Origin of the sequence: Demequina pilifera (genome assembly GCF_048814985.1) — a bacterium.
Lineage (GTDB): Bacteria > Actinomycetota > Actinomycetes > Actinomycetales > Demequinaceae > Demequina.
In genome coordinates this window covers 76,270-98,582 of sequence record NZ_JBMDTW010000002.1, presented here as the reverse complement: position 1 = coordinate 98,582, position 22,313 = coordinate 76,270, and the positions used below count along the sequence as shown (strand labels likewise).

Annotated in this window: 25 protein-coding genes and 2 pseudogenes; 25 read left to right on the top strand and 2 right to left on the bottom strand. The window is 71.0% G+C overall.

Annotation, left to right across the window (positions count from 1 at the left end; genetic code table 11):
* Nucleotides 1–34: 34 nt before the first annotated feature.
* The 6 genes from ACNI14_RS03270 to ACNI14_RS03245 all read left to right on the top strand — a co-directional run bounded on the left by ACNI14_RS03270 (nucleotide 35) and on the right by ACNI14_RS03245 (nucleotide 4,260).
* Nucleotides 35–1,390 (top strand): ferredoxin reductase family protein, encoded by a 1,356-nt coding sequence (locus ACNI14_RS03270; RefSeq protein ID WP_420518532.1) that lies wholly within the window; start codon nucleotides 35–37, stop codon nucleotides 1,388–1,390.
* A 4-nt stretch (nucleotides 1,391–1,394) separates the two neighbouring features.
* Nucleotides 1,395–1,808, top strand: a complete 414-nt coding sequence (locus tag ACNI14_RS03265) for an FMN-binding protein (RefSeq protein WP_420518531.1) — start codon at nucleotides 1,395–1,397, stop codon at nucleotides 1,806–1,808.
* A 30-nt stretch (nucleotides 1,809–1,838) separates the two neighbouring features.
* Nucleotides 1,839–2,585, top strand: coding sequence for an FAD:protein FMN transferase (locus tag ACNI14_RS03260; RefSeq protein ID WP_420518530.1), 747 nt, complete (start codon nucleotides 1,839–1,841; stop codon nucleotides 2,583–2,585).
* A gap of 72 nt (nucleotides 2,586–2,657) precedes the next feature.
* Nucleotides 2,658–3,311 (top strand): hypothetical protein, encoded by a 654-nt coding sequence (locus ACNI14_RS03255; protein ID WP_420518529.1) that lies wholly within the window; start codon nucleotides 2,658–2,660, stop codon nucleotides 3,309–3,311.
* 161 nt (nucleotides 3,312–3,472) lie between these two features.
* On the top strand, nucleotides 3,473–4,027 hold the full coding sequence (gene rpsP, locus ACNI14_RS03250; RefSeq protein ID WP_420518528.1) for a 30S ribosomal protein S16: 555 nt from the start codon (nucleotides 3,473–3,475) through the stop codon (nucleotides 4,025–4,027).
* Nucleotides 4,028–4,029: 2 nt separating this feature from the next.
* Entirely contained in the window at nucleotides 4,030–4,260 is a 231-nt protein-coding gene (locus ACNI14_RS03245) for a KH domain-containing protein (RefSeq protein ID WP_420518526.1), read from the top strand.
* Nucleotides 4,261–4,357: 97 nt separating this feature from the next.
* On the opposite strand, the gene ACNI14_RS03240 is transcribed toward ACNI14_RS03245, so the two are convergent.
* Nucleotides 4,358–4,777 (bottom strand): hypothetical protein, encoded by a 420-nt coding sequence (locus ACNI14_RS03240; RefSeq protein ID WP_420518525.1) that lies wholly within the window; start codon nucleotides 4,775–4,777, stop codon nucleotides 4,358–4,360.
* A gap of 88 nt (nucleotides 4,778–4,865) precedes the next feature.
* On the opposite strand from ACNI14_RS03240, the gene rimM reads away from it, so the two are divergent.
* From rimM to ACNI14_RS03165, 15 genes are all read left to right on the top strand, one after another.
* Nucleotides 4,866–5,405, top strand: coding sequence for a ribosome maturation factor RimM (gene rimM, locus ACNI14_RS03235; RefSeq protein ID WP_420518524.1), 540 nt, complete (start codon nucleotides 4,866–4,868; stop codon nucleotides 5,403–5,405).
* Between the two features lie 2 nt (nucleotides 5,406–5,407).
* A complete protein-coding gene (gene trmD, locus ACNI14_RS03230) occupies nucleotides 5,408–6,088 on the top strand; it encodes a tRNA (guanosine(37)-N1)-methyltransferase TrmD (RefSeq protein WP_420518523.1) in 681 nt (226 codons plus the stop codon).
* 166 nt (nucleotides 6,089–6,254) lie between these two features.
* Nucleotides 6,255–6,602, top strand: a complete 348-nt coding sequence (gene rplS / locus ACNI14_RS03225; RefSeq protein WP_420518522.1) for a 50S ribosomal protein L19 — start codon at nucleotides 6,255–6,257, stop codon at nucleotides 6,600–6,602.
* Between the two features lie 91 nt (nucleotides 6,603–6,693).
* On the top strand, nucleotides 6,694–7,323 hold the full coding sequence (gene lepB, locus ACNI14_RS03220; RefSeq protein WP_420518521.1) for a signal peptidase I: 630 nt from the start codon (nucleotides 6,694–6,696) through the stop codon (nucleotides 7,321–7,323).
* Nucleotides 7,323–8,006 carry a ribonuclease HII gene (rnhB, locus tag ACNI14_RS03215; protein ID WP_420518520.1) on the top strand — a complete coding sequence of 228 codons (684 nt, stop codon included), beginning with the start codon at nucleotides 7,323–7,325 and terminating at the stop codon, nucleotides 8,004–8,006. Before lepB ends, rnhB begins: the two co-directional genes overlap by 1 nt.
* Nucleotides 8,007–8,080: 74 nt before the next feature.
* A complete protein-coding gene (locus ACNI14_RS03210; protein ID WP_419391270.1) occupies nucleotides 8,081–8,407 on the top strand; it encodes a DUF2469 domain-containing protein in 327 nt (108 codons plus the stop codon).
* A 60-nt stretch (nucleotides 8,408–8,467) separates the two neighbouring features.
* Entirely contained in the window at nucleotides 8,468–9,112 is a 645-nt protein-coding gene (locus tag ACNI14_RS03205; RefSeq protein WP_420518519.1) for a TetR family transcriptional regulator, read from the top strand.
* A 109-nt stretch (nucleotides 9,113–9,221) separates the two neighbouring features.
* The gene (locus tag ACNI14_RS03200; RefSeq protein WP_420518895.1) at nucleotides 9,222–10,823 is read left to right on the top strand and encodes an MDR family MFS transporter; all 1,602 of its coding nucleotides are present in this window, start codon (nucleotides 9,222–9,224) and stop codon (nucleotides 10,821–10,823) included.
* 93 nt (nucleotides 10,824–10,916) lie between these two features.
* Nucleotides 10,917–11,513, top strand: a complete 597-nt coding sequence (locus ACNI14_RS03195; RefSeq protein ID WP_420518518.1) for a helix-turn-helix domain-containing protein — start codon at nucleotides 10,917–10,919, stop codon at nucleotides 11,511–11,513.
* Nucleotides 11,510–12,886 (top strand): MFS transporter, encoded by a 1,377-nt coding sequence (locus ACNI14_RS03190; RefSeq protein WP_420518517.1) that lies wholly within the window; start codon nucleotides 11,510–11,512, stop codon nucleotides 12,884–12,886. Before ACNI14_RS03195 ends, ACNI14_RS03190 begins: the two co-directional genes overlap by 4 nt.
* Before the next feature lie 126 nt (nucleotides 12,887–13,012).
* Complete coding sequence (locus tag ACNI14_RS03185; protein WP_420518516.1) at nucleotides 13,013–13,369, top strand: YraN family protein; 357 nt, start codon at nucleotides 13,013–13,015, stop codon at nucleotides 13,367–13,369.
* Nucleotides 13,366–14,883 carry a YifB family Mg chelatase-like AAA ATPase gene (locus ACNI14_RS03180; protein ID WP_420518515.1) on the top strand — a complete coding sequence of 506 codons (1,518 nt, stop codon included), beginning with the start codon at nucleotides 13,366–13,368 and terminating at the stop codon, nucleotides 14,881–14,883. Before ACNI14_RS03185 ends, ACNI14_RS03180 begins: the two co-directional genes overlap by 4 nt.
* Nucleotides 14,880–16,055: a DNA-processing protein DprA gene (dprA, locus tag ACNI14_RS03175; RefSeq protein WP_420518514.1), complete on the top strand. Its 1,176-nt coding sequence runs from the start codon at nucleotides 14,880–14,882 to the stop codon at nucleotides 16,053–16,055. Before ACNI14_RS03180 ends, dprA begins: the two co-directional genes overlap by 4 nt.
* An 83-nt stretch (nucleotides 16,056–16,138) precedes the next feature.
* Nucleotides 16,139–17,131: a tyrosine recombinase XerC gene (locus tag ACNI14_RS03170; RefSeq protein ID WP_420518513.1), complete on the top strand. Its 993-nt coding sequence runs from the start codon at nucleotides 16,139–16,141 to the stop codon at nucleotides 17,129–17,131.
* 8 nt (nucleotides 17,132–17,139) lie between these two features.
* Entirely contained in the window at nucleotides 17,140–17,991 is an 852-nt protein-coding gene (locus ACNI14_RS03165; protein ID WP_420518512.1) for a sigma-70 family RNA polymerase sigma factor, read from the top strand.
* 70 nt (nucleotides 17,992–18,061) lie between these two features.
* Here ACNI14_RS03165 and ACNI14_RS03160 read toward each other — a convergent pair.
* Nucleotides 18,062–18,382: pseudogene (locus tag ACNI14_RS03160) on the bottom strand (M23 family metallopeptidase); the annotation flags it as partial.
* Nucleotides 18,383–18,876: 494 nt separating this feature from the next.
* Between ACNI14_RS03160 and rpsB the strand changes: the two are divergent.
* From rpsB to frr, 4 genes and pseudogenes are all read left to right on the top strand, one after another.
* Nucleotides 18,877–19,902 (top strand): annotated as a pseudogene (gene rpsB, locus ACNI14_RS03155) (30S ribosomal protein S2); the annotation flags it as partial.
* Between the two features lie 171 nt (nucleotides 19,903–20,073).
* A complete protein-coding gene (gene tsf, locus ACNI14_RS03150) occupies nucleotides 20,074–20,913 on the top strand; it encodes a translation elongation factor Ts (protein ID WP_420518511.1) in 840 nt (279 codons plus the stop codon).
* 59 nt (nucleotides 20,914–20,972) lie between these two features.
* A complete protein-coding gene (pyrH, locus tag ACNI14_RS03145; protein WP_420518510.1) occupies nucleotides 20,973–21,719 on the top strand; it encodes a UMP kinase in 747 nt (248 codons plus the stop codon).
* Nucleotides 21,720–21,742: 23 nt separating this feature from the next.
* Nucleotides 21,743–22,300, top strand: coding sequence for a ribosome recycling factor (gene frr / locus ACNI14_RS03140; RefSeq protein WP_420518509.1), 558 nt, complete (start codon nucleotides 21,743–21,745; stop codon nucleotides 22,298–22,300).
* Nucleotides 22,301–22,313: the final 13 nt, after the last annotated feature.

Here is a 22,313-nt window from a genome sequence, read left to right as displayed (position 1 = left end):
GTTCTGTTGACGCATCTGAACCCAGGGGAGACACGTGACAGCGATCACCGAGAGCAGCCGCTCCCGCACTGCCCAGCGCAGGAGCTGGTGGGTCGACGGTCTTGAGGCCGCGATGTGGCTCGCGTGCGCGTGCGGCATCGCGCTCATGTTCGCGTCCGGGGGGCTGCTCGCCCAGACCGCGACCGACTGGTTCTACACGCTGGGACGCGCCCTCGGCATCATCGCGGCGGTGCTGATGATGACCCAGGTGCTGCTCGCGTCTCGAGCCCCGTGGGTGGAGCGCGCGATCGGTCACGACCGCGCGATCGCCACCCACACGCGGATCGGCCCCGTCGCCATCATCCTGCTGCTGGTGCACCTGGTGCTGATGACCTCGATGACCGGGATCTACGACGGGCGCTCGATCGTGGAGCAGTCTCTCGCGTGGGCCGACTACGGCTGGTTCATGCTGTTCGCGCAGGTGGCGGCGGCGGCGTTCCTGGTGGTCCTCGTGACGTCAGTGGCCGCAGTGCGGCTGCGGGTCCCATACGAGCGCTGGCACGCCGTGCACATGCTCGTCTATGTGGGGGTCGCGTTCGCGGTGCCTCACCAGTTCCTCGAGGGCTCGACGTTCCGCTCGGGCGGGCTCGCGTGGTGGTTCTGGGCGGCGCTGTGGACGGTGTCGATCGGCTCTTTCGTGGTGTTCCGGCTCGTGCGCCCGCTGGTGCTGATGCGCCGCCACGGGCTCACGGTGGAGTCCGTCGATCCCCACCCCGACGGCTCCACGACCGTGACGCTCGCGGGTCGCGACCTCGCGCGCCTGCGCGCCAGGGCGGGGCAGTTCTTCCTGTGGCGGTTCCTCAGCCCCGGGCTGCGCACGCAGTCGCACCCGTACTCGCTCTCCGCCGCGCCGGGCGACCGGCTGCGCATCACCGTCAAGGACTCCGGCGAGGGGTCGGCGCGCGTGCGGACGCTTCAGCCCGGCACGCGGGTGCTCGCCGAGGGGCCGCTCGGGGTCTTCACTCACGGCGCCCGCTCGCGCCGCTCCTTGCTGCTGGTGGCCGCCGGCATCGGTGTGACCCCCGTGCGGTCGCTGCTCGAGGAGGCCGGCGCGGATGACGACGTGACGGTCGTGATCCGTGCGCGCTCGCGCGAGGAGGCGCCGCTGCTGGACGAGGTGGAGGCGCTCGCGGAGCAGCGAGGCGCGCGCCTCGAGGTCATCCTGGGTGCGCGCGGGCAGACCTGGGGCGCGGTCGACCGGCCTGCGGCGATCGGCGACCTCGTGGATCGCCCGGAGGACACGGACGTGTACATCTGCGGCCCGCGCGCGTGGGCGCTGCAGGTCGAGGCCGATGCGCGGGCGGCGGGGGTGCCCCGTGACGCGGTGCATCGCGAGGAGTTTGGATGGTGAGCGCATGAGGACATCCCGAGCGGTGATGGTGGGAGGAGCGTCGGCCGTCATCCTGACGGCCGGCTGGGTCGCGGCGCCCAGCCCGCTGGAGGAGCAAGGCGCGGCGGGAGACCCGCAGGCGGACGGCGTACCCACCGAGGGCGCACGCACCGTCGATGGCCCGGTCGTGACCAACATTCGGGGCGACTACCAGGCGCGTCTGAGCATCGTCGACGGCGAGGTCGTGGGCGTCGAGTTCCCCGTGGCCGGCACCGAGGCCGCCGAGTCTCGCCAGGTCAACGCGATGGCGCTGCCCGAACTCGAGGAGAGAATCCTGGAGGCGCAGAGCGGGGACGTCGAGTACGTGTCGGGAGCGAGCTACACGTCTCCCGCGATCACGGAGTCCGCCGCGGCGGCCTTCGAGGAAGCGGGGCTGTAGCGCATGGGAGCGTCCCGCACTATCACGGCGATGACCATGGACTTCTGCCTCGAGGCCGAGGGCGACGTGGATCCCGAGTCCCTCGACACCGTCATGAGTCACGTCGAGTCGGACCTGCGCTGGGCCGACGAGGTGTTCTCCACCTACCGGAGCGACTCGTGGATCTCGCGTCTGTCCCGCGGCGAGTGCTCGGTGGCTGAGGCGCCCCCGGCCGTCGCCGAGGTGCTCGACCTGTGCGAGCGGTTCCGCGACGAGACCGGCGGGGCCTTCGACGCACGCAGCCCGTCCGGAGCGATCGACCCGACCGGCATCGTCAAGACGTGGGCCATGGAGCGTGTCAGGTGGCGGCTGGGGCTGCTCGGCGCGAGCGGCTGGCTGTGGGGCTGTGCCGGAGACGTGGTGGTCGACGGCAGGGGACCGGTGGACGGCGGGTGGCGCGTGGGCATCGCCGACCCGCGTGCCGGGGCGGGCTCCTCGCCGCCCCCGCCGATCGTGAGCGCGACCGTTCTCGGAACCCGCGCATCGGCCCTTGCGACCTCGGGAGAGGCGCACCGCGCCGGCCACATCTGGGACCCCCGCACCGGCGCCCCCGCGACGCACTACGCGCAGGTGAGCGTGACGGGAGCAGACCTCCTCGCGTGCGACGCCTGGGCCACCGCGATCGTCGCCGGCGGCAAGAAGACGCTGCGGCGCGCTCTCGATCAGGGGTTCGAGGTGCTGGCGCTGCGGACCCTCGAAGGCAAGGTGCATGCCCAGAAGAGCCCTGGTTGGGATTGATCCGCGCGGGATGCGGACCCCTTTCTCATGCGCTAGATTGTCGGTCACACGGCTGAGCCGAGGGGAAAATCGATGGCACCGATGAACAATCCCCGGCGAGCACTGGTGCTCGCTGGCGCGTTGGCGCTCGCTGCATGCGAGCCCGCGGCAGTCGATGGCGCGTCCGCGCAGGTCGAGGTCGGCGTCGAGTCCGAGGCGTCCGCCGCAGTGGATGTCCCGGCCACCGACTCGGCGAACCCCGAGTCCGCGCTGGTGGCCAGCGGCCTCCACCAGTTGGTGTCCATGTCGGCGCCCGCGGGCGAGGACGGAACCCTCGGATCCGGCTGCTCCGACGAGGAGGCCGAGACTCTCGCGGACGGTGACTGGTACGCCTTCGTCGTGGACCACGACCGGACCCAGGTCACGGTGGACATTGCTTGCGTCTACGGGACCGACACGGACCAGTTCGAGGCCTACGCGGGCAGCTCTGACGACGAGGTCGAGCGGTCCGCGCTCACCAACCATGTGGTGATCAACGACGTGGTGCACGAGCGGACGCTCCGGATCGCGAGCGACGCGCAGGCCTATCTCGCCTCCGCGCAGTGGGAGCCGATGTCCGCGGCCGGCTTCGCGAAGGCCGCGAGCCCCGGCGACGGCAGCGACCACCGCGGACTGTGGCTGCGCGTCGAGGACGGGCTCGTGACGGCCGTCGTGCAGCCCTACGTCGCGGGCCTCGCATCCGGCTGATCCACGGGCTTTGCCCGCACGCCGTGCGGTCTGGCATACTGAGTCGCTGGTCGTAGCGGCCCTCTACCCGTCACGGCTATTCGTCTTGCCAGCAATCGTTGCCCACTTTCCCCGGGCGGTGACTGCCGGCTCACACCGAATACATACAAGGAGAAGCCACCATGGCTGCAAAGATTCGCCTCAAGCGCTTTGGCAAGAAGAAGGCCCCGTTCTACCGAGTCGTCGTGATCGACAGCAAGGCCAAGCGTGACGGCCGCGCGATCGAGGAGATCGGCAAGTACCACCCCCTGGACAACCCCTCGCTCATCGAGATCGACTCCGAGCGCGCGCAGTACTGGCTCGGCGTGGGCGCACAGCCCTCCGACCAGGTCCGCAAGCTCCTGACCCTCACGGGCGACTGGGGCACCTTCAAGGGCGAGAAGGACTCCAAGAGCACCGTCGAGGTGCCCGCGGGCAAGCTGTCGCCGGCCGATCAGATCAAGGCCAACTCCGACGCCGCCGAGAAGCTGAAGGCAGAGAAGGCCGCCGCTGACGAGAAGGCCAAGAAGGAGTCGGACGACGCCGCCAAGGCCGAGGCCGACGAGGCGGCGAAGGCGGAGGCTGAGAAGGCCGCAGTCGCCGAGGCCGCGCCCGCCGAGGACTCCGCCGCAGCGGCGCCCGCGTCCGATGAGGCCACCGGGCCGGCTGAGCCGGAGCCCGCAGCAGAGGACAAGTAACCATGGTCGTCGACGCGCTGGAGTTCCTGATCAAGAGCATCGTCCGCAACCCGGACGATGTCACGGTCACGGAGCGCGACGGTCGCCGCGGCACCACGCTGAACGTCGTCGTCAACCCGGACGATCTGCCCCGCGTGATCGGCCGCCGCGGCCGCACCGCGACGGCCATCCGCACCGTCATCGACGCGATCGCGCGCGAGGACGTCAGGGTCAACATCGTCGACGTCGACTAGGCGCCACGCATAGACGAGGCCCCCGCCGCACCGCTTGAATCCAAGCCGTGCGGCGGGGGCCTTCGTCGTATGTGGCGGGCATGCGCCCGGCGGGGGGTCAGCGCCCGCGGAAGTACCGCGTCGCAGGAGCCGTGGTCAGCAGGACCAGGATGAGCAGCGACCACCCGATCGAGGCCAGCCCGAGCACCAGCGAGTAGCCGCCGATCTGCACGAGCGCGACGACCTCGAAGGCGATCCGCAGCACCATCAGCGCCATGACGAGCAAGCGGGCGATCCGCGAGCCGCGGAACAGCCCGATGCCGACGAGCAGGATGATCAGCCCGAGCAGCGTGGCCGTCCAGCCGTAGACGGAGAACTCGTCCGAACCGATGTCGACCGCCCCGAACAGGTCCGCCTCGCCGGCGGTCAGCAGCCACGTCACGCCCACGGCCAGCGTGGCGAGGGCGTCCAGCACCACCAGCACGCCCACGAACGCCACGCTCACCGGCATCTTCCCCAGCCCTTGTCTTTCGGCCATCATGACCGCCACCACCCTTCCGGATCTCAGGTGCCTTCACGCTACTGCGCGCAAGGACCGCCCGCTCGGTGCCCGTACCCTGGTTGCCATGAAGCTGACCGTCGCGCGCATCGGCCGCGCCCATGGCCTGAAGGGCGAGCTGAGCGTCGAGCTGCACACCGACATCCCCGAGGAGCGGCTGGTGCCGGGTGAGTCGCTGGAGACCGAGCCGGCCGATGCCGGGCCGCTCACCGTCGAGGCGGTGCGCACCCAGGGCGGGCGCTGGTACGTGCGGTTCGCGCAGGTCGCGACGCGCGAGGCCGCAGACGAGCTGAGGGGCGTCGAGCTGGTCATCGATGGCGACGAGTCGGACGAGGACGACGCGTGGTTCGTGCACGAGTTGGTGGGGCTGTCCGCGGTGCGCCCCGACGGCGAGGTGCTGGGCGAGGTGGTGGACCTGCTGTCCATGCCCGCGCAGGACCTGCTGGTCGTCAAGCAGCCCGACGGGCATCGGGCCATGGTGCCGTTCGTCGAGGAGTTCGCGCCCGAGGTGGACGTCGACGCCGGCACCGTGACGCTCACCCCGCCGTACGGTCTGCTCTCGGGTGAGACGCCGGAGACCACGGACGAGACGCGCGGGGAGCGTTAAGCGTGCGGATCGACGTCGTCACCATCTTCCCTGAGTTCTTCCAGGTGCTCGACGTGTCGCTGCTGGGCAAGGCCCGCCAGGCCGCACTGGTCGACACTCACGTGCACGACCTGCGGTCGTGGACCCACGATGTCCACGGGACCGTGGACGACGCCCCGTTCGGCGGCGGCGCGGGCATGGTGATGAAGCCCGACGTGTGGGGCGCGGCTCTCGACGACGTGCTGCAGCCCGGTGCGCACCTGGTGGTCCCGAGCCCGGCCGGCACGCGGTTCACGCAGGCCCAGGCCGCGGAGCTCGCCACCGAGAAGCAGCTGGTGTTCGCGTGCGGCCGCTACGAAGGAATCGACGCGCGGGTGCCGCAGCACTACGCCGAGGCGGGCTTCTCCGTGACCGAGGTGTCGCTCGGCGACTACGTGCTGAACGGGGGAGAGGTGGCCGCGTTCGCGATGATCGAGGCGATCACGCGGCTCATCCCGGGCTTCATGGGCAACGCCCAGTCGATCGTCGAGGAGAGCCACGCCGACGGACTGCTCGAATACCCCAGCTACACCAGGCCGGCGCAGTGGCGCGGCCTCGACGTGCCCGAGGTGCTGCTGAGCGGCCACCACGCGAAGATCGCGCAGTGGCGACACGAGCAGCAGGTGGAGCGCACGCGCGAGCGCCGGCCGGATCTGCTGACGTAGAGGACTGCGCGCCACGGTCCCGGCTGTGGCATAATCGTTCCTCGGTGCGTGCGGCGCTCATGCCTGCCACAGGGGGTCGAGCGAAAACCGCCACGCACCACCACCATCAGATGCCGCAAGGCAGATACCGTGCAGGACCTGTGGCGTGCGCGAGGAGAGATACGTCATGCAGAAGCTTGACCACATCACCGCGGGCCAGATCCGCGACGACATCCCCGACTTCCGTCCCGGCGACACCGTCAAGGTGCACGTGAAGGTCGTCGAGGGCACGCGCTCGCGTATTCAGATCTTCCAGGGCGCCGTCATCGGCCGCCAGGGCAAGGGGATCGGCGAGACCTTCACGGTCCGCAAGGTCTCGTTCGGCGTCGGTGTCGAGCGCACCTACCCGGTGCACACGCCCACCATCGACCACATCGAGCTCGTGAGCCGCGGCGACGTCCGCCGCGCGAAGCTGTACTACCTCCGCGACCGCCGCGGCAAGGCGGCTCGCATTCGCGAGAAGCGCGAGAACTGACATCAGCGACACTGACGGCTCACCGGCGGACGGGCAGCAGCCCTCCGCCGGTGGTCGTCTGTGGGGGTGGGGCAAGGAACTCCTTGTCATCGTGGTCAGCGCGCTCCTGCTGTCGCTGCTGCTCAAGACCTTCTTCTTCCAGTCGTTCTGGATCCCGTCGGGCTCCATGGAGCCCACGCTTCAGCTGAACGACCGCATCCTGGTCACCAAGTGGCGACCGGGCGTGCTCGAACTGCGCCGCGGCGACATCGTCGTCTTCAAGGATCCCGGCGGGTGGCTCAACCCCGTCGACGACTCGGACGACACCACGCTCGAGGCCATCGGCAAGGACGTGCTGGTGTTCACCGGGCTGCTTCCCGAGGACGCCGGCGAGCACCTGGTCAAGCGCGTCGTGGGACTGCCCGGTGAGACCATCGAGTGCTGCGACGACGATGGCCGCCTGCTCGTCGACGGCGAGCCCCTCGACGAGGACTACCTCCCCGAGGGCATCGCCCCCTCCGACACCGAGTTCGGCCCCAACACCGTGCCCCCGGGCTACGTGTGGATGATGGGCGACAACCGCCCCAACTCCGCCGATTCGCGCTCTCACCAGGGCAACCCCGGTGGTGGCTCGATCCCGATCAACTCGATCGTCGGCACCGCGTTCGTCACCGTGTGGCCGCTCCAGCAGTGGCAGACGCTCGGCAACCCGTACGAGAACCCGGACGTCGTCCAGGACTGATGCCCGTCTCCCTGGCCTACGAGGCGTCGTTGTGGAACGCCGGCGCCCAGGTGGTCGCCGGCATCGACGAGGTCGGCAGGGGAGCGCTCGCCGGCCCCGTCAGCGTGGGGGTGTGCGCCGTCGGCCCATGCGACGCCTGGCCGGACGGGCTCGCGGATTCCAAGGAGCTCACGGCGCCCAGGCGCGCCGCAATGGCCGATGCGCTCGCCACCTTCGGCGGCACCGGCTTCGGCCTCGCTCGGGCCGTGGGGCACGCGAGCCCCGCCGAGATCGATGAGCACGGCATCGTCGCCGCGCTGCGGATCGCGGGGCTGCGCGCCCTGGCCGAGATCGCCAGTGCCGGGGTGGTGGTCGACGCGGTCCTGCTCGACGGCAAGCACGACTGGCTGACCGCGCCGCCGGTGACCTTGTTCGACGACCCGGCGACCGCATCGGCCGCCCTGACGCATGCCCCGCCGCCGGTGACGATGGTGATCAAGGGCGACGGGCTGTGCGCCTCGATCGCCGCAGGCTCGGTGATCGCGAAGGTCGAGAGGGACGCGCTGATGGCCGCGGCGCACGCCGATCATCCCGAGTACGGGTGGGAGTCCAACAAGGGCTACGGCGCCGCCGCGCACCTGGACGCGATCCGCACGCTCGGGCCGACCGTGCTCCACCGGCGCAGCTGGCGACTGCCGGAGTAGCTCGGGGCGGGGCGCAGCTCGCGGCACCGGCGCGCCGGATGCGAAGCACCGCCGTCGTGACCCAAGATGGTGCGGTGAGCAGCGACGACCTCGAGAGCTATGAGACCGACGCGGAACTGGCCCTGTACCGCGAGTACCGCGACGTCGTGGGGCTGTTCCAGTACGTCGTCGAGACGGAGCGACGCTTCTACCTGTGCAACAAGGTGGACCTGCAGGTGCGCGCCTCTGGAGGCGACGTCTACTTCGAGGTCACGATGACCGACGCCTGGGTGTGGGACGTGTACCGCTCCGCTCGGCTGGTGCGCAACGTCCGCGTGGTGACCTTCAAGGACGTCAACATCGAGGAGCTGTCGACCGACGACGACGCGATCCCCGACATCCGCCACCTGAGGTCCCGCTAGCGGCGCAGCACGCCGCACATGCTTTGACAATTCGTTGCATAGTCTGCAAATATGCAGAGTATGCAACCAGTTGAAGCCGCCGACGCCAAGCCCGAGGGCCTGCGCGCACGCAAGCGACGCGAGACGCGCGCCGCGACTCAGCGAGCGGCGATCGACCTCGGCCTTGAGCACGGGTGGAGCGCCGTCACCGTCGAGATGATCTGCGACGCCGCCGGCATCTCGCCCCGGACGTTCTACAACTACTTCCCGAGCCGTGAGAACGCGGTGCTGGGCGAGGGCAAGCCGATGCCGGACGAGCAGCAGATCGAGTCGTTCGTCGCCGCCACCGGGGTGTCCGACGTGGAGGCCTTCGCGCTCATGATGGCCAAGGTGTGGACGGCGGCCGAGCCGGACCGTGAACTGTTCCGGATGCGCCGGAAGCTGCTCGACGCCACCCCGGAGCTCGCCGCCCAGAACATGATGCGCATCACCGAGGCCAGGGAGCAGTACGCCGAGATCGTGCGGACGCGGCTGGACGCGACCCGCCCCGGGCTGTCCGAGGAGGACGCCGCGATCGAGGCGTCTATGGCCGTGTCGATCGCGATGGGCGCGCTGCAGGTGGTGGCCCGCGGCTGGCTCGCCAGCGACACCGACGCCTCGCTCGACTCTCTCGCCCACGCATACTTCCCGCGCGTGCGACGCCTCACCCAGGCACCGACCGCTTGACACCCGCCGCCCGACCGGCGGCGTGACACCTGAGGAGACCTTCGTGTCCCATACGACTGACGCCCGCGAGCAGCAGGCGGAGGCGCCCGACCGGCGCCAGATCCTGCTGATGTTCATCGGCCTGATGACGGCGATGCTGCTCGCGGCGCTGTACCAGACCATCTTCGCGACCGCGCTGCCCACCATCGTGGGCGAGCTCGACGGGGTGGACCGCATGCTGTGGGTGACCACCGCGTACATCCTCGCCGCGACCATCACCATGCCCATCTACGGCAAGCTGGGCGACCTGTACGGGCGCAAGGCGCTGTTCATCGGGGCGATCCTGCTGTTCATGGCGGGCTCCGTGGTGGGCGGGCTGGCGCAGGGCATGGACTCCCTCATCGTGGGTCGCGTCATCCAAGGTCTCGGCGGGGGCGGGCTGTTCGTCCTCGCGCAGGCGATCATCGCGGACGTGGTGCCGGCCCGGGAGCGCGGACGGTACATGGGCGTCATGGGGGGCGTGTTCGCCTTCGCGACGCTCACGGGTCCGCTGCTGGGCGGCTGGTTCACCGAGTCCGTCGGCTGGCGCTGGGTGATGTGGTTCAACCTGCCGCTGGGCGCGCTCGCGATCGTCTCCGCGCTGCTGTTCCTCAAGATCCCCAAGCGGCCCCGCGCCGGGCGCCAGGTGGACATCGGCGGCATGGCGCTGCTCGCGGTCGCCTCCACCTCGCTGGTGCTGATGACGAGCTTTGGCGGGCACGAGTACGCGTGGGGCTCGCCGCAGGTGATCGGGCTCATCGCGATCACGGTGGTGGCCGCGCTCGCGTTCGTGGCGGTCGAGCGCCGCGCCAGCGAGCCGGTCCTCCCGCTCGCACTGTTCCGCCGGCGCAACTTCGTCCTGCCCACCGCGGCCGGTCTGCTCGTGGGGGTCGGCATGTTCGGCACCGTCAGCTACATGCCCACGTACCTGCAGATGGTGGCGGGGGTCAGCGCCACGGCCGCCGGCCTGCTCATGGCGCCCATGATGGGCGCGATGCTCATCACCTCCATCACCGCAGGCAGGGCCGTGACCCGCACGGGTCGCTACAAGATGCTGCCCGTCGTGGGCTCGGTGTTCATCGGTGCCGGCCTGTATCTGCTGTCGACCCTGAGCGCCGACGGGGCGCTGTGGCACGTGTGCGCGTACCTGGCGGTGCTCGGCACCGGCCTGGGCTTGTCGATGCAGATCCTGGTGCTGGTGGTGCAGAACACCTTCCCGATCTCGATGGTCGGCACGGCCACCGCCTCCAACAACTACTTCCGCCAGATCGGCGCCTCGCTCGGCACCGCGATCGTGGGCGCGCTGTTCACCGAGCGGCTGGTGCGCCTGCTCTCCGAACGGCTGCCCGAGGGCGGGGGAGCGCTCGAGGGTGGCGCCAACTCCCTCACGCCTGGCCTGGTCCAGCAGCTGCCCGCACGCTTGAGCGACGTCATCGTGGGGGCGTACAACGACGCGCTGGCTCCGGTGTTCCTGCTGATGGTGCCGCTATCGATCGTCTCGTTCGTGCTGCTCCTGTTCGTCAAGGAGGCGCCGCTCGCCACGCGCATCGAGCGGGAGGCCCCGCCCGACACGGATGGCGCTCCCGGTGCCGCTGACCCGGATGGCGCTGCGGGCGCTGCGGGCGCTGCTGGCTCGCCCTCGCACGCGTCCGACCGCGACCCGGCGCTGGTCCCCGCCCGCCCGCCAAAGTAGGAAGCCTCGGGACCCATCGCGGTCCGCGGCTCGCCCGCGAACGATCCAAAGAAACACTTGCAAAGAAGTCTTTGCATGGCTACCGTGACTCCCATGAGCACACCACAGCGCCGCATCGACGCCGCCGCACTCAAGGGCCTCGCGCACCCGCTGCGGGTCGACATCCTCGACAGCCTCACCATGGCCGGACCGGCCACCGCCACCCGCTTGGCGGAGCGCTTGGGCGAGTCCTCGGGGGCGACGAGCTACCACCTGCGCCAGCTCGCGCGCCATGGGTTCGTGGAGGAGGACCCGGACCGGGGCACCGGCCGCGAGCGCTGGTGGCGCATGGTGCCCGGTGGCCTCACGCTCGCGGCGACGGACATGCGCGGAGACCGCGACGCGGTGGATTCGACCGTGCTCGTCGCGCGGCAGTTCGCGGACCAGCGCGCGCGGCACATCGATGCCTTCCTGCGTCGCGCCGAGAGCGAGTTCTCGCCGGAGTGGGTCGACGCGTCGATGCTGATGTCAGCCCGCGTGCACATGACGCTGGACGAGCTGAGGGACCTGAGCGAGGCGATCGAGGCCTTCGTCGCCGAGCGGCTCGAGCCGTTCCGCGGCCGCGACGAGGTCCCGGAGGGCAAGGTCGTGTCCCTCCACGTCAACGCGTTTCCCGTGGTGGGGGTCGACGGCGATGGGGGTCGCGCGTGACCTCCGCCGTCGCCGAGGCGCCGTCGCCCAAGGATGTCGCGCTCGGCAAGGACTTCTCCCGGCTGTGGGGCGCCGCGATCGGCTCGAACCTCTCGGACGGCATCGCCCGCCTCGCGATCCCGCTCGCCGCGGTCACGCTGACGACTGACCCGATCGCGATCTCGGTGCTGACGGCCCTGGCGTACGTGCCGTGGCTGGTGTTCGGCGTGCCGTCGGGGATGATCGTCGACCGCGTGGACCGCCGGCATGCGATGGCGGCTGCCTCCGCGGTGCGCGTGCTCGCGGCTGCCGGCGTCGCGTTTGCGATCGCCACGGACCAGATCACGCTGGGGGTACTCGCGGCTGCGGTCCTGGTCTTCGGTCTGGGAGAGACGCTCTTCGACAACGCGACCAACGCGGTGCTGCCGTCGCTGGTGCGCAGGCGCGGTCTGGACAAGGCCAACGGTCGCATCCAGGCGGCGCAGGTGGGCGTCGACATGTTCGTGGCGCAGCCCGTCTCGGGAGTGCTGTTCTCTGTCGCGATCGTGCTGCCGATGGTCGTCAGCGGCGCCGGGTACTTCATCGCGGGCGCGCTGGTGCTGCTGCTGCCTGCGGCCGCCGCGCGTGCGCGCGGCACCGAGGTGCGTGCGGCCGATGCGCCCGCCTGCCAGGGGCCGATCTCGCCTTCGGCGTCGGTCCCGCTGCGCGCGGCGCTCGCCTTTCTCTGGCGTCACCGCTACTTGCGGTCGATGGTGCTCATCACGTCTCTGGTGGGCGCGTTCCTGGCGTTCGCGCAGGCGATCACGGTGCTGCTGTTCGTCGACCGGTTCGGCGTGAGCGCGCAGCTGGTCGGGGTCGTCACCGCGGGCATCGGTCTCGGGGGAGTGGCGGGCGCGCTGACGGCGGGAGCAGTGGTGGCGCGGCTCGGGCGTGGCCGCACCATGCTGGGCGCGGCCGTCGCAGGCGGCGTGGGACTGGTGGCCGTGGGGCTCGCTCCGAACGCGTGGCTCGCTGTCGTCGCCTATGCGGTCAGCGCGTATGGGATCGCGATGTGGAACGTGCCGTGGGGTTCGCTGCGTCAGGCGATCATTCCGGGCTACATGCTGGGCCGTGTGCTCGGTGCCGCGCGCACCATCACATGGGGGCTCATGCCGGTGGCGACCATGCTCGGCGGCTGGATCGCCCGTGTCGACCTGCAGCTGCCGTACCTCATCGGCGGCGCGGGCACGGTGGTGGTGTCTGTGCTCGCGGCGCGCCTGCTGCTCAGCGCCGATGCCCACATGCCCGACGACGAGGCCCCACCTGAGCCCGACGTGGGCCCCGCCCTCGCGGTGGAGACCATGGAAATCGCCGGTGCCGGGGTGGCTGCGTCGCGCGCGCCGCAGGGCTCGTAGCGCGACTGTCCGTCGCGGCCCTGCCGCCGTCCCCACCCATGGCCGCGCCCGAGCCGTCCCCAGACGCCGGAACCAGCCCGCGCATCGGCCGCCTGCACGCGCCAGCGTGGTCCCCGGAGGTGGGACATGGCGGCGAAGGACCAGGTCGGCAGGCACGGCGAGCGAGTCGTGGCGCGGCTGCTCGAGGACCAGGGCTGGGAGGTGCTCGAGCGCAACTGGCGCACCGCGCGCGGTGAGATCGACATCGTCGCGGCGGATGGCGACGCGGCGGTGGCGGTGGAGGTCAAGACGCGGCGCACGGATGCGTGCGGATCGCCGCTCGAGGCGGTCACCCCCGCCAAGGTGGCGCGCCTGCGCGGACTTCTCGCGGCGTGGCTGTCGCAGCAGGACCGGTCCTTCGACTCGGTGCGCATCGACGTGGTGGCGGTCACGCTGCCGGCCGCGGGGGCGGCGCGTCTCGAGCACGTGCGGGGCGTCGAGTGATCGGCCGCTCGCGCGCGATCGTGCTCGCGGGGCTCCACGGGCACGTGGTCGATGTGGAGGCGCACATCGGGTCGAGCCTGCCCGCGTTCACCATCGTGGGGCTGCCCGACGCGTCCCTCGCCGAGGCGCGGGATCGCGTGCGCGCCGCGGTCGCCAGCTCGGGCCTCGCGTGGCCGCAGCGGCGCATCACCGTGAACCTGTCGCCCGCGTCCCTGCCCAAGAGGGGATCGGCGACCGACCTGGCGATCGCCATCGCGGTGCTGGCGGCCGCAGGGATGATCGACCCGGCGCGCGCCGCCGCCTGGGCGCATGTGGGCGAGCTCGGCCTCGACGGCCGGGTGCGGCCCGTCGCGGGAGTGCTGCCGGCGGTCGCCGCCGCGGTGGACGCGGGCCTCACCTCGGTGGCGGTGCCGTGGGCCAACGCCGCGGAGGCCCGGCTCGTGCCCGGCTCGGACGTGCGTGCGGTCGCGTCGCTGGCCGAGCTCGCGCGCGACTACGGCAGCGCCGATGCGGTGGCGGCGGCCAGCGACCCCGTCCCCGCGCCCGCGCGGCCGGCCGTCACGGCCACCCGCGCCGACCTCAGCGACGTGCGGGGGCAGGCGGAGGCGCGATGGGCGCTCGAGGTCGCCGCGGCCGGGGGCCACCACCTGCTCATGACGGGCCCGCCGGGAGCCGGGAAGACCATGCTTGCGTGCCGGCTTCCGGGGGTGCTGCCGCCTCTCGACGACGCCGATGCCGTCGCCGCCACTTCCATCCACTCTCTGGCTGGGTCGTTGGACGTGTCCGGCGGGCTCATGCGGCGCGCGCCGTTCGAGTCCCCGCACCACTCGGCGTCCGCCGCGGCGATCGTGGGCGGGGGCAGCGGACTCGCGCGGCCCGGAGCGATCTCGCGGGCGCATGCCGGCGTCCTGTTCCTCGACGAGGCGCCCGAGTTCCCCGCGCGGGTGCTGCAGACGCTGCGACAGCCGCTCGAGAGCGGCGAGATCGTGCTGCACCGGTCGAGCGGGGCCACGCGCTATCCCGCACGGTTCCAGTTGGTGCTGGCCGCCAACCCATGTCCGTGCGGGCACTTCTACGGTGACGGGCAGCGCTGCACGTGCACCCCGCAGGTGCGCCGGCGGTACTTCGGGCGGTTGTCGGGGCCGCTGCTGGACCGGGTGGACATCCAGGTGGACGTGCACCCCGTGCGCCGGGGCGCCGACGAGCCCGGCGAGCCGAGCGCTGCCGTCGCCGCGCGCGTCGCCGAGGCCCGCGGCCGGGCCCGCGCCCGCCTTGCGCCGCACGGTTGGACGCTCAACGCCCAGGCCTCGGGCACCTGGCTGCGTCGGCACACGCCCCCGGGTGCGGTGAGGCCCGTGTGGCGGGCACTCGACACGGGAGTGCTGTCGGCGCGCGGCGCCGATCGCGCACTGCGGCTCGCGTGGACGCTCGCGGACCTGCGCGCGGCCGCGGAGCCGGGCGAGGACGACGTCGCCCAGGCGATGACGCTGCGCTCGAAGGGGTCGGCGGCGTGAGCGCGGACGCCTGGATCGCGTGGAGCGCGCTCGCGGAGCCGGCCGATGCGGCGGCGGGCTGGCTCGTCGACACGCTGGGTGCGCAGGCGGCGCGGGAATGGGTGGACGTCGCCGCGGCAGACGTGGTGGAGGCGACGATCATGCTTGCGGGCACCGCGGCGCCGCCGACCATCGACGCGGCGGTGCGCGCGAGCGAGCGGTGGGTGCGCCGGCGGGAGGGCGCCGATCCGTCTCGCCTGCGCGAGCGCGCCGAGCACTGCGGCGCGCGGGTGGTGACGCGCGGCGACGGCGACTGGCCCGACTGCCTCGATGCCCTGGGCACCCAGGCGCCTTTCGCGCTGTGGGCGAGGGGCACCGCATCGGTGGGAGCCCTGTTCGAGAGATCGGTGGCGATCGTGGGTGCGCGGTCGTCGACGACGTATGGCGACCACGTCGCCGGCACCATCGCCGCTCACGCGGCGGATCGCGGGTGGTCGGTGGTGTCGGGAGGTGCCTACGGAATCGACGCGGCGGCGCACCGCGGTGCGCTCGCGGCCGGCGGGCAGACGCTCGCCGTGATGGCCGGGGGCGTGGACCGCCTGTATCCGGCGGGGAACGAGGACCTGCTGACGCGGGTCCTCGACCAGGGTGCGGTCCTGAGCGAGGTGCCGCCCGGGTGGGCGCCGCACCGGTCGCGCTTCCTGACGCGCAATCGGCTCATCGCGTGCGCCTCGGCGACGGTGGTGGTCGAGGCCGCGCACCGATCGGGTGCGCTGAGCACCGCCAACCGCGCGGCGGAGATGGCGCGCCCCGTCGGCGCCGTTCCGGGGCCCGTCACGAGCGCCACGTCCGCGGGCTGCCACGCGCTGATCCGGGACGGGGCCGCCGTGCTCGTGACCGGGGGACAGGACGTCCTCGAACTGGCCGGGCCCCTCGAGCTGGGTGACGCGGAGGTGGACTCCGAGCGGGCCGGTAGTGGGGGAGGCCCCGAGTTCGACCGGCCGGAGGATCGCGCGGTGTTCGATGCGCTGGGCCACCGGGCCAAGGATGTCGAGGCGCTCGCGGGCACCTCGGGGCTGACGATGGGAGAGGCCAGGGCGGCACTGGGACGGCTCGAGCTGGCGGGCACGGTGCGCCGCGAGGGGCATCGATGGCGGCGGAATCTTGTCACAAAAAGGGACAAAACGCCATAAAAGGGCCGGTACGCGTGAGATTGATGTGACGAATGTGACACGAGGGGTTGATATGACTCATGTGACGGTGCCACAGTTGCTCCATGTCAACCAGGGGTGTGAGGGCACGGACTGGGCTGATCGCCCAGTTCGAGGGCTACCTGCGCCATCAGCGCGGTCTCTCGGAGAACACCGTGCGTGCGTATCGCGGCGACCTGATGCACCTCACGGCATTCGTGACCGAAGGCGAGGTCGGCTCCGCGAGCGGTGAGCCGGACGGCGCGGACGCGGATGGCACGGAAGGCGTCGACGAGTGGTGCGCGGACAGCGCACTCGAGAGCGTCGAGCTGCGGGACCTGCGGTCCTGGCTCGCCATGATGGCGGGCGGAGGGCTCAGCCGGACCACGCTGGCTCGCCGCGGCGCCGCGGTGCGGGCGTTCTACGCATGGGCGCACAAGTCCGGCCACGTCGACCACAACCCGGCACTCCGGCTCGCGTCGGCCCGCGCCGCCTCCACCATTCCCACCGTCATGAGCCCCGCAGACGTGATGACGCTGTTGAGCGTCGCGCAGACGCGCTGCGACGACGGTGACCCCATCCACCTGCGCGACTGGGCCGCGGCGGAGCTGCTGTATGCCACCGGGATGCGAGTGGGTGAACTGGCGGGGGTGAACCTCGCCGACATCGATCTCGACGAACGGCTCGTGCGCGTGGTCGGCAAGGGCAACAAGGAGCGGGTCGTGCCGTTCGGCGTCCCCGCGGCCACTGCGGTGCGGGCCTGGCTCGCCGACGGCCGTGTCGCCCTCGTGAGTCCCGAAACCGACGCTGCGCTGCTGCTCGGGCGCCGCGGCGGCAGAGCGGGCCAGCGCCAGATCCGGGAGGCGATCCACGACCTGTGCCGCGCAGCCGGCCTTCCCGAGGTCGCGCCGCACGCTCTGCGCCACAGCGCCGCGACCCACCTGCTGACGGGCGGCTCCGACCTGCGCTCCGTGCAGGAGGTGCTCGGCCACGCGAGCCTCAACACGACCCAGCGATACACCCACGTGTCCGCAGAACGACTGCGGGCCACCTACCAACTCGCGCACCCGCGCGCCTAGGGAGAGACATGGCAAGCGTGAACGCTGTGCTGCCGCACGACGCTGTGCAGCCGCACGACACGGAGGAGCCGTGGAGCGAGACTCCGCAGCGCCCGGACTCGGTCCAGATCGCCGCCTGGTGGGAACTCCTCAGGGGCGAGGACGAGGCGGAGCGGCTCGCGGCGCGCGATGCACTCATCACCCTGCACGCTCCGCTCGTGACTCAGGTCGCGAGCCGGATGATCGTGCGCCTCCCGGACGTCGTGGAACTGGCGGACCTGGTGTCGTACGGAATGTTCGGGCTCATCGACGCGGTGGAGAAGTTCGAGCCCGCCCGCGGGTACAAGTTCGAGACGTACGCAGCCCAGCGTGTGCGCGGCGCGATCATCGATGAGCTGCGCGCCGCCGACTGGGTCCCGCGCTCGGTCCGGTCGAAGGCCCGCACCGTCGAACAGGCCACGCGTGCCATGGAGCAGTCCCTCATGCGACCGGTGACCGACGAAGACGTCGCGTGTCACCTCGGGTGGGAGACCTCCGAGGTGCGGACGGTGCGAGCGCAGGTGGCGCTGTCTCACGTCGGCGCGCTCGACGGCATGGTGTCAGGAGGGGAGACCCAGTCCATCGACTCGGCCCTCGCCCACTCGGCCCCGGAGGCGTCGAGCTCCGTCGAGGCATCCGAGACGCGTGCGCTGCTCGCCACCGCCATCCAGGGGGTGCGCGACCGCGAGCAGCGCGTGCTGCACCTGTACTACTTCGAGAACCTGACGCTCGCGCAGATCGGGCAGATCCTCGGTGTGACGGAGTCCCGCGTGTCACAGATCCACTCGGGGGCCGTGAAGAAGCTGCGTGAGTCGCTGATGCGCACGGGGGCATTCGTCTGAACCCTGCCGCGGCTCGCGGCAGCAACCGCACGGGACCGTAGCCGTCCAGTACGTCGAGCGGGTCGACGTACTCGCCGTCCACCCTCACGCCCCAGTGCACGCATGCGGCGGGCGCGCAGTGGCCGGGGTCCTCGCTGACGGTGCCGAGCGCCTGACCGCGGACCACCCGATCCCCGTCCGCGACCAGCGCGTCGATCGGCTCCACGCTGGTGAGGGCGCCGTCCGCGTGCCGCACCGTCATCACGCCGCGATCCACGACCACACCCACGAACACGACCACGCCCGATGCCGGCGCCGCCACGGGGTCCCCGACCTCCGCGGCGATGTCGACCCCGCGATGACCCGCGAGCCACGGCTCAGGAGGGATCCGCGCGAGCTCGACCACACGCATCGGCTCGATGGGCGCACGATACGGCGCGGCCGGCGACCACTGCGCGACCGCCGATGCGGGCGCCACCGCCGCTGCGCACGCCAGCAGCGCCAGCATCACCGCGCACCGCCACGACCATGTCCTCATGCGGACGATCCCACCGCATTCGGCAGCCGGTCGAAGCGGTCGCATGGCGCATCGGTGGACGCGGCAGGGTTCGCGGGTGTGGGGGACGAGCGCACCACAGGCCGCGTCAGGTATGCCGCCCGCACTCCCGTCGGGTATCATCGCCAGTGCATCCGGCATGCCCGGATGACATCGCGTGCCATTCGCGCCGCCCACCGAGCAGTCGGCAGGGAGCGCGCCGGGAAGGCGAGGTCCGAGCGCAGCTCGGTGCTGACCCGCGTTGGTGCCAGGGATACGACCCACAAGGGTCGCATCGTCAACCGAACGCGCGGGGTCACCGACCCCGCACACGAACATGCACGCGGCAAGCGTGCGGAACAGGACGAACCATGGCCGTCGTGACCATGCGACAGCTGCTGGACTCCGGTGTCCACTTCGGACACCAGACCAGCCGCTGGAACCCCAAGATGAAGCGCTTCATCTTCACCGAGCGCAATGGCATCTACATCATCGACCTGCAGCAGTCGCTCGCCAAGATCGACTCGGCGTACGAGTTCGTGCGCGACACCGTCGCCCACGGCGGCACGGTGCTGTTCGTCGGCACCAAGCGTCAGGCGCAGGAGCAGATCGCCGAGCAGGCCGCTCGCGTGGGCATGCCCTACGTCAACGAGCGCTGGCTGGGCGGCATGCTCACCAACTTCCAGACCGTGAGCAAGCGCGTCTCGCGCCTCAAGGAGCTCGAGGAGATCGACTTCGACGACGTCGCCGGTTCGGGACGCACCAAGAAGGAGCTTCTTGGCATGCGTCGCGAGAAGGACAAGCTCGCCAAGACCCTCGGCGGCATCCGCGACATGGCCAAGACGCCGTCCGTCGTGTGGATCGTGGACACCAACAAGGAGCACCTTGCCGTCGACGAGGCGCGCAAGCTCGGCATCCCCGTCGTGGGCATCCTCGACTCGAACTGCGACCCCGACCACGTCGCCTACGGCATCCCGGGCAACGACGACGCGATTCGCGCCGTTGGCCTGCTCACCCGCGTGATCGCCGATGCGGTCGCCGAGGGCGTGCGCATCCGCCACACCCCGAAGGGCGACGAGGCGGAGGCCGAGGGCACCGCTGAGCCGCTCGCCGAGTGGGAGCAGGAGCTCCTGGGCGGCGACAAGGACGAGGCGAAGGGCGAGAAGTCGGCGGAGAAGTCGGCGGACAAGCCTGCCGACAAGTCGGCTGACGAGTCGGCCGAGGCCGCTCCGGCAGCCGAGGGCGACGCTGACGCGGAGCCGATCGCCAAGACCGCAGCCCCGGTGATGGACGAGGCCGACACGGCCGAGGTGCTCGCCGAGCAGGATGGCGACGACACCACCGCCCAGACCGTCAAGCCCGCCGAGAAGAAGGCGGCCGAGGGCGCCGAGGAGGGTGCAGGCGAGAAGAAGGCCGCATCGGACGCGGACAAGAAGCCTGCCGCCAAGAAGGCGCCTGCCAAGAAGCCTGCGGCGAAGAAGACTGCCGCCACGAAGACCGCTGAGGCGGACGAGGCGAAGGCCGACGAGCCCGCCGCCGAGACCGCCGACGAGAAGTAAGGAATCCCTATGGCGAACTACACCGTCGCCGACATCCAGGCGCTCCGCGAGCGCACTGGTGCCGGCATGCTCGACGTCAAGAAGGCGCTGGACGAGGCCGAGGGCGACCTCGACAAGGCCGTCGACATCCTGCGCGTGAAGGGCCTCAAGGGCGTCACCAAGCGCGAGGGCCGTTCGGCCTCCGAGGGCCTCGTGGCCGCGTCGATCCAGGACGCCGATGGCGGCCAGGTCGGCACGCTCATCGAGCTCAACTCCGAGACCGACTTCGTCGCGAAGAACGACAAGTTCGTGGCGCTCGCGCAGACCGTGCTCGAAGCGGTCGTCGCGTCGGGTGCGGACACCGCCGAGGCCGCGCTTGCCGCGCAGGTCGACGGCAAGTCCCTCCAGGACGTCATCGACTCCGAGGCCGGCATCCTGGGCGAGAAGATCGTCCTGCGTCGCGTCTCTCGCATCGAGGCGCCGCTCGTCACCGAGTACCTGCACCGCACCAACAAGGACCTCCCCGCTCAGGTGGGCGTCCTCGTGGGCTCGGACGCCAAGGCCGGCGAGGTCGCACGTGACATCGCGATGCACATCGCCGCGTACTCCCCGACCTACCTCGTGCGCGAGGACGTTCCCGAGGACGTGGTCGCGAACGAGCGCCGCGTCGCCGAGGAGACGGCCAAGGCCGAGGGCAAGCCGGAGGCCGCGCTGCCGAAGATCACGGAGGGCCGCCTCAACGGCTTCTTCAAGGAGAACACCCTGGTGGATCAGGCATTCGCGAAGGACCCGAAGACCACGGTCGGCAAGGTGCTCGAGAACGCCGGCGGCCAGGTGACCGCCTTCACACGCTTCCGCGTGGGAGCGTAGTCTTCCCCGCAGGAGACACCCTCACACAGCACTACGCGCCGCGACCTTAGGAGGCCCCGATGCCCGAGCCCACCCACGTGAGACCGGACACCGGGGCCCCAGGTTCGCGGCGCGTTCTGCTGAAGCTGTCGGGGGAGATGTTCGGCGGCGGGTCCGTAGGGCTCGACGCCGACGTCATCAACCGCATCGCCGGCGAGATCGCCGCCGCCGTCAAGGAGGGCGTGCAGGTCTGCATCGTCGTGGGCGGCGGCAACTTCTTCCGCGGCGCGGACCTGTCGGAGCGCGGCATGGAGCGCGCGCGAGCCGACTACATGGGCATGCTGGGCACCGTCATGAACGCCCTCGCCCTCCAGGACTTCCTGGAGCAGGCCGGCGTGGCCACCCGCGTGCAGACCGCCATCACCATGGGCCAGGTCGCGGAGCCGTACATTCCGCTGCGCGCCGTGCGCCACATGGAGAAGGGCCGCGTCGTGATCTTCGGCGCGGGAGCGGGCATGCCGTACTTCTCCACGGACACCGTGTCGTTGCAGCGCGCACTCGAGGTGGGCTGCAACGAGGTGCTGATGGGCAAGAACGGCGTGGACGGCGTCTACACCGCGGACCCGCGTCGCGACTCCGAGGCCACCCTCCTGGATCACGTGACCTACAAGGACGCCCTCCGGCAGGGCCTGGACGTGATGGATGCCGCCGCCTTCTCGCTGGCCAAGGACAACGGCATGCCGATGAGGGTGTTCGGACTCGAAGAGCCTGGGAATGTGACTCGCGCACTCGTGGGTGAGACAATCGGCACGCTGGTCACGGCGTGAGCCGTGCGGAATAGGGAGCACACGTGATTGACGACATCCTTCTCGAGGCCGAGGAGAACATGGACAACGCCGTGACGGTGGCGAAGGAGAACTTCGCCGGCATCCGCAGCGGGCAGGCCTCCGCCTCGATGTTCGCGAACATCACGGTGGACTACTACGGCGCTCCGACGCCTCTGCAGCAGCTGGCATCGATCACGGTGCCCGAGGCGCGGATGGTGCTGATTTCCCCGTACGACGCCTCCGTCAAGAAGGACATCGACACCGCGCTGCGCAAGTCCGACCTGGGCGTCAACCCGTCGGACGACGGCAACGTGCTGCGGATCATCATGCCGCAGCTCACCGAGGAGCGCCGTCGGGACTACGTGAAGCTCGCCAAGAGCAAGGCCGAGGACTCTCGCGTCACGGTGCGCAACATGCGCCGCAAGGCGAAGGACCTCATCGACTCCGCCGTCAAGGGCGGCGACGTGGGCGAGGACGAGGGTTCGCGGGCCGAGAAGGAGCTCGACGCTCTCACCAAGCGCCACGTCGACGCGATCGACGCGCTGCTCGCCCACAAGGAGAGCGAGCTGCTCGAGGTCTGACCTCGCGCCGCCT

Excerpts from the sequence above, each read along its gene's own strand:
- ACNI14_RS03265 (WP_420518531.1), top strand. The coding sequence starts at position 1,395 with ATGAGGACATCCCGAGCGGTGATGGTGGGAGGAGCGTCGGCCGTCATC.
- ACNI14_RS03260 (WP_420518530.1), top strand. The coding sequence starts at position 1,839 with ATGACCATGGACTTCTGCCTCGAGGCCGAGGGCGACGTGGATCCCGAG.
- ACNI14_RS03255 (WP_420518529.1), top strand. The coding sequence starts at position 2,658 with ATGGCACCGATGAACAATCCCCGGCGAGCACTGGTGCTCGCTGGCGCG.
- rpsP (WP_420518528.1), top strand. The coding sequence starts at position 3,473 with ATGGCTGCAAAGATTCGCCTCAAGCGCTTTGGCAAGAAGAAGGCCCCG.
- ACNI14_RS03245 (WP_420518526.1), top strand. The coding sequence starts at position 4,030 with ATGGTCGTCGACGCGCTGGAGTTCCTGATCAAGAGCATCGTCCGCAAC.
- ACNI14_RS03240 (WP_420518525.1), bottom strand. The coding sequence starts at position 4,777 with ATGGCCGAAAGACAAGGGCTGGGGAAGATGCCGGTGAGCGTGGCGTTC.
- rimM (WP_420518524.1), top strand. The coding sequence starts at position 4,866 with ATGAAGCTGACCGTCGCGCGCATCGGCCGCGCCCATGGCCTGAAGGGC.
- rplS (WP_420518522.1), top strand. The coding sequence starts at position 6,255 with ATGCAGAAGCTTGACCACATCACCGCGGGCCAGATCCGCGACGACATC.
- rnhB (WP_420518520.1), top strand. The coding sequence starts at position 7,323 with ATGCCCGTCTCCCTGGCCTACGAGGCGTCGTTGTGGAACGCCGGCGCC.
- ACNI14_RS03205 (WP_420518519.1), top strand. The coding sequence starts at position 8,468 with ATGCAACCAGTTGAAGCCGCCGACGCCAAGCCCGAGGGCCTGCGCGCA.
- ACNI14_RS03200 (WP_420518895.1), top strand. The coding sequence starts at position 9,222 with ATGTTCATCGGCCTGATGACGGCGATGCTGCTCGCGGCGCTGTACCAG.
- ACNI14_RS03195 (WP_420518518.1), top strand. The coding sequence starts at position 10,917 with ATGAGCACACCACAGCGCCGCATCGACGCCGCCGCACTCAAGGGCCTC.
- ACNI14_RS03185 (WP_420518516.1), top strand. The coding sequence starts at position 13,013 with ATGGCGGCGAAGGACCAGGTCGGCAGGCACGGCGAGCGAGTCGTGGCG.
- ACNI14_RS03170 (WP_420518513.1), top strand. The coding sequence starts at position 16,139 with ATGTCAACCAGGGGTGTGAGGGCACGGACTGGGCTGATCGCCCAGTTC.
- ACNI14_RS03165 (WP_420518512.1), top strand. The coding sequence starts at position 17,140 with ATGGCAAGCGTGAACGCTGTGCTGCCGCACGACGCTGTGCAGCCGCAC.
- tsf (WP_420518511.1), top strand. The coding sequence starts at position 20,074 with ATGGCGAACTACACCGTCGCCGACATCCAGGCGCTCCGCGAGCGCACT.
- pyrH (WP_420518510.1), top strand. The coding sequence starts at position 20,973 with ATGCCCGAGCCCACCCACGTGAGACCGGACACCGGGGCCCCAGGTTCG.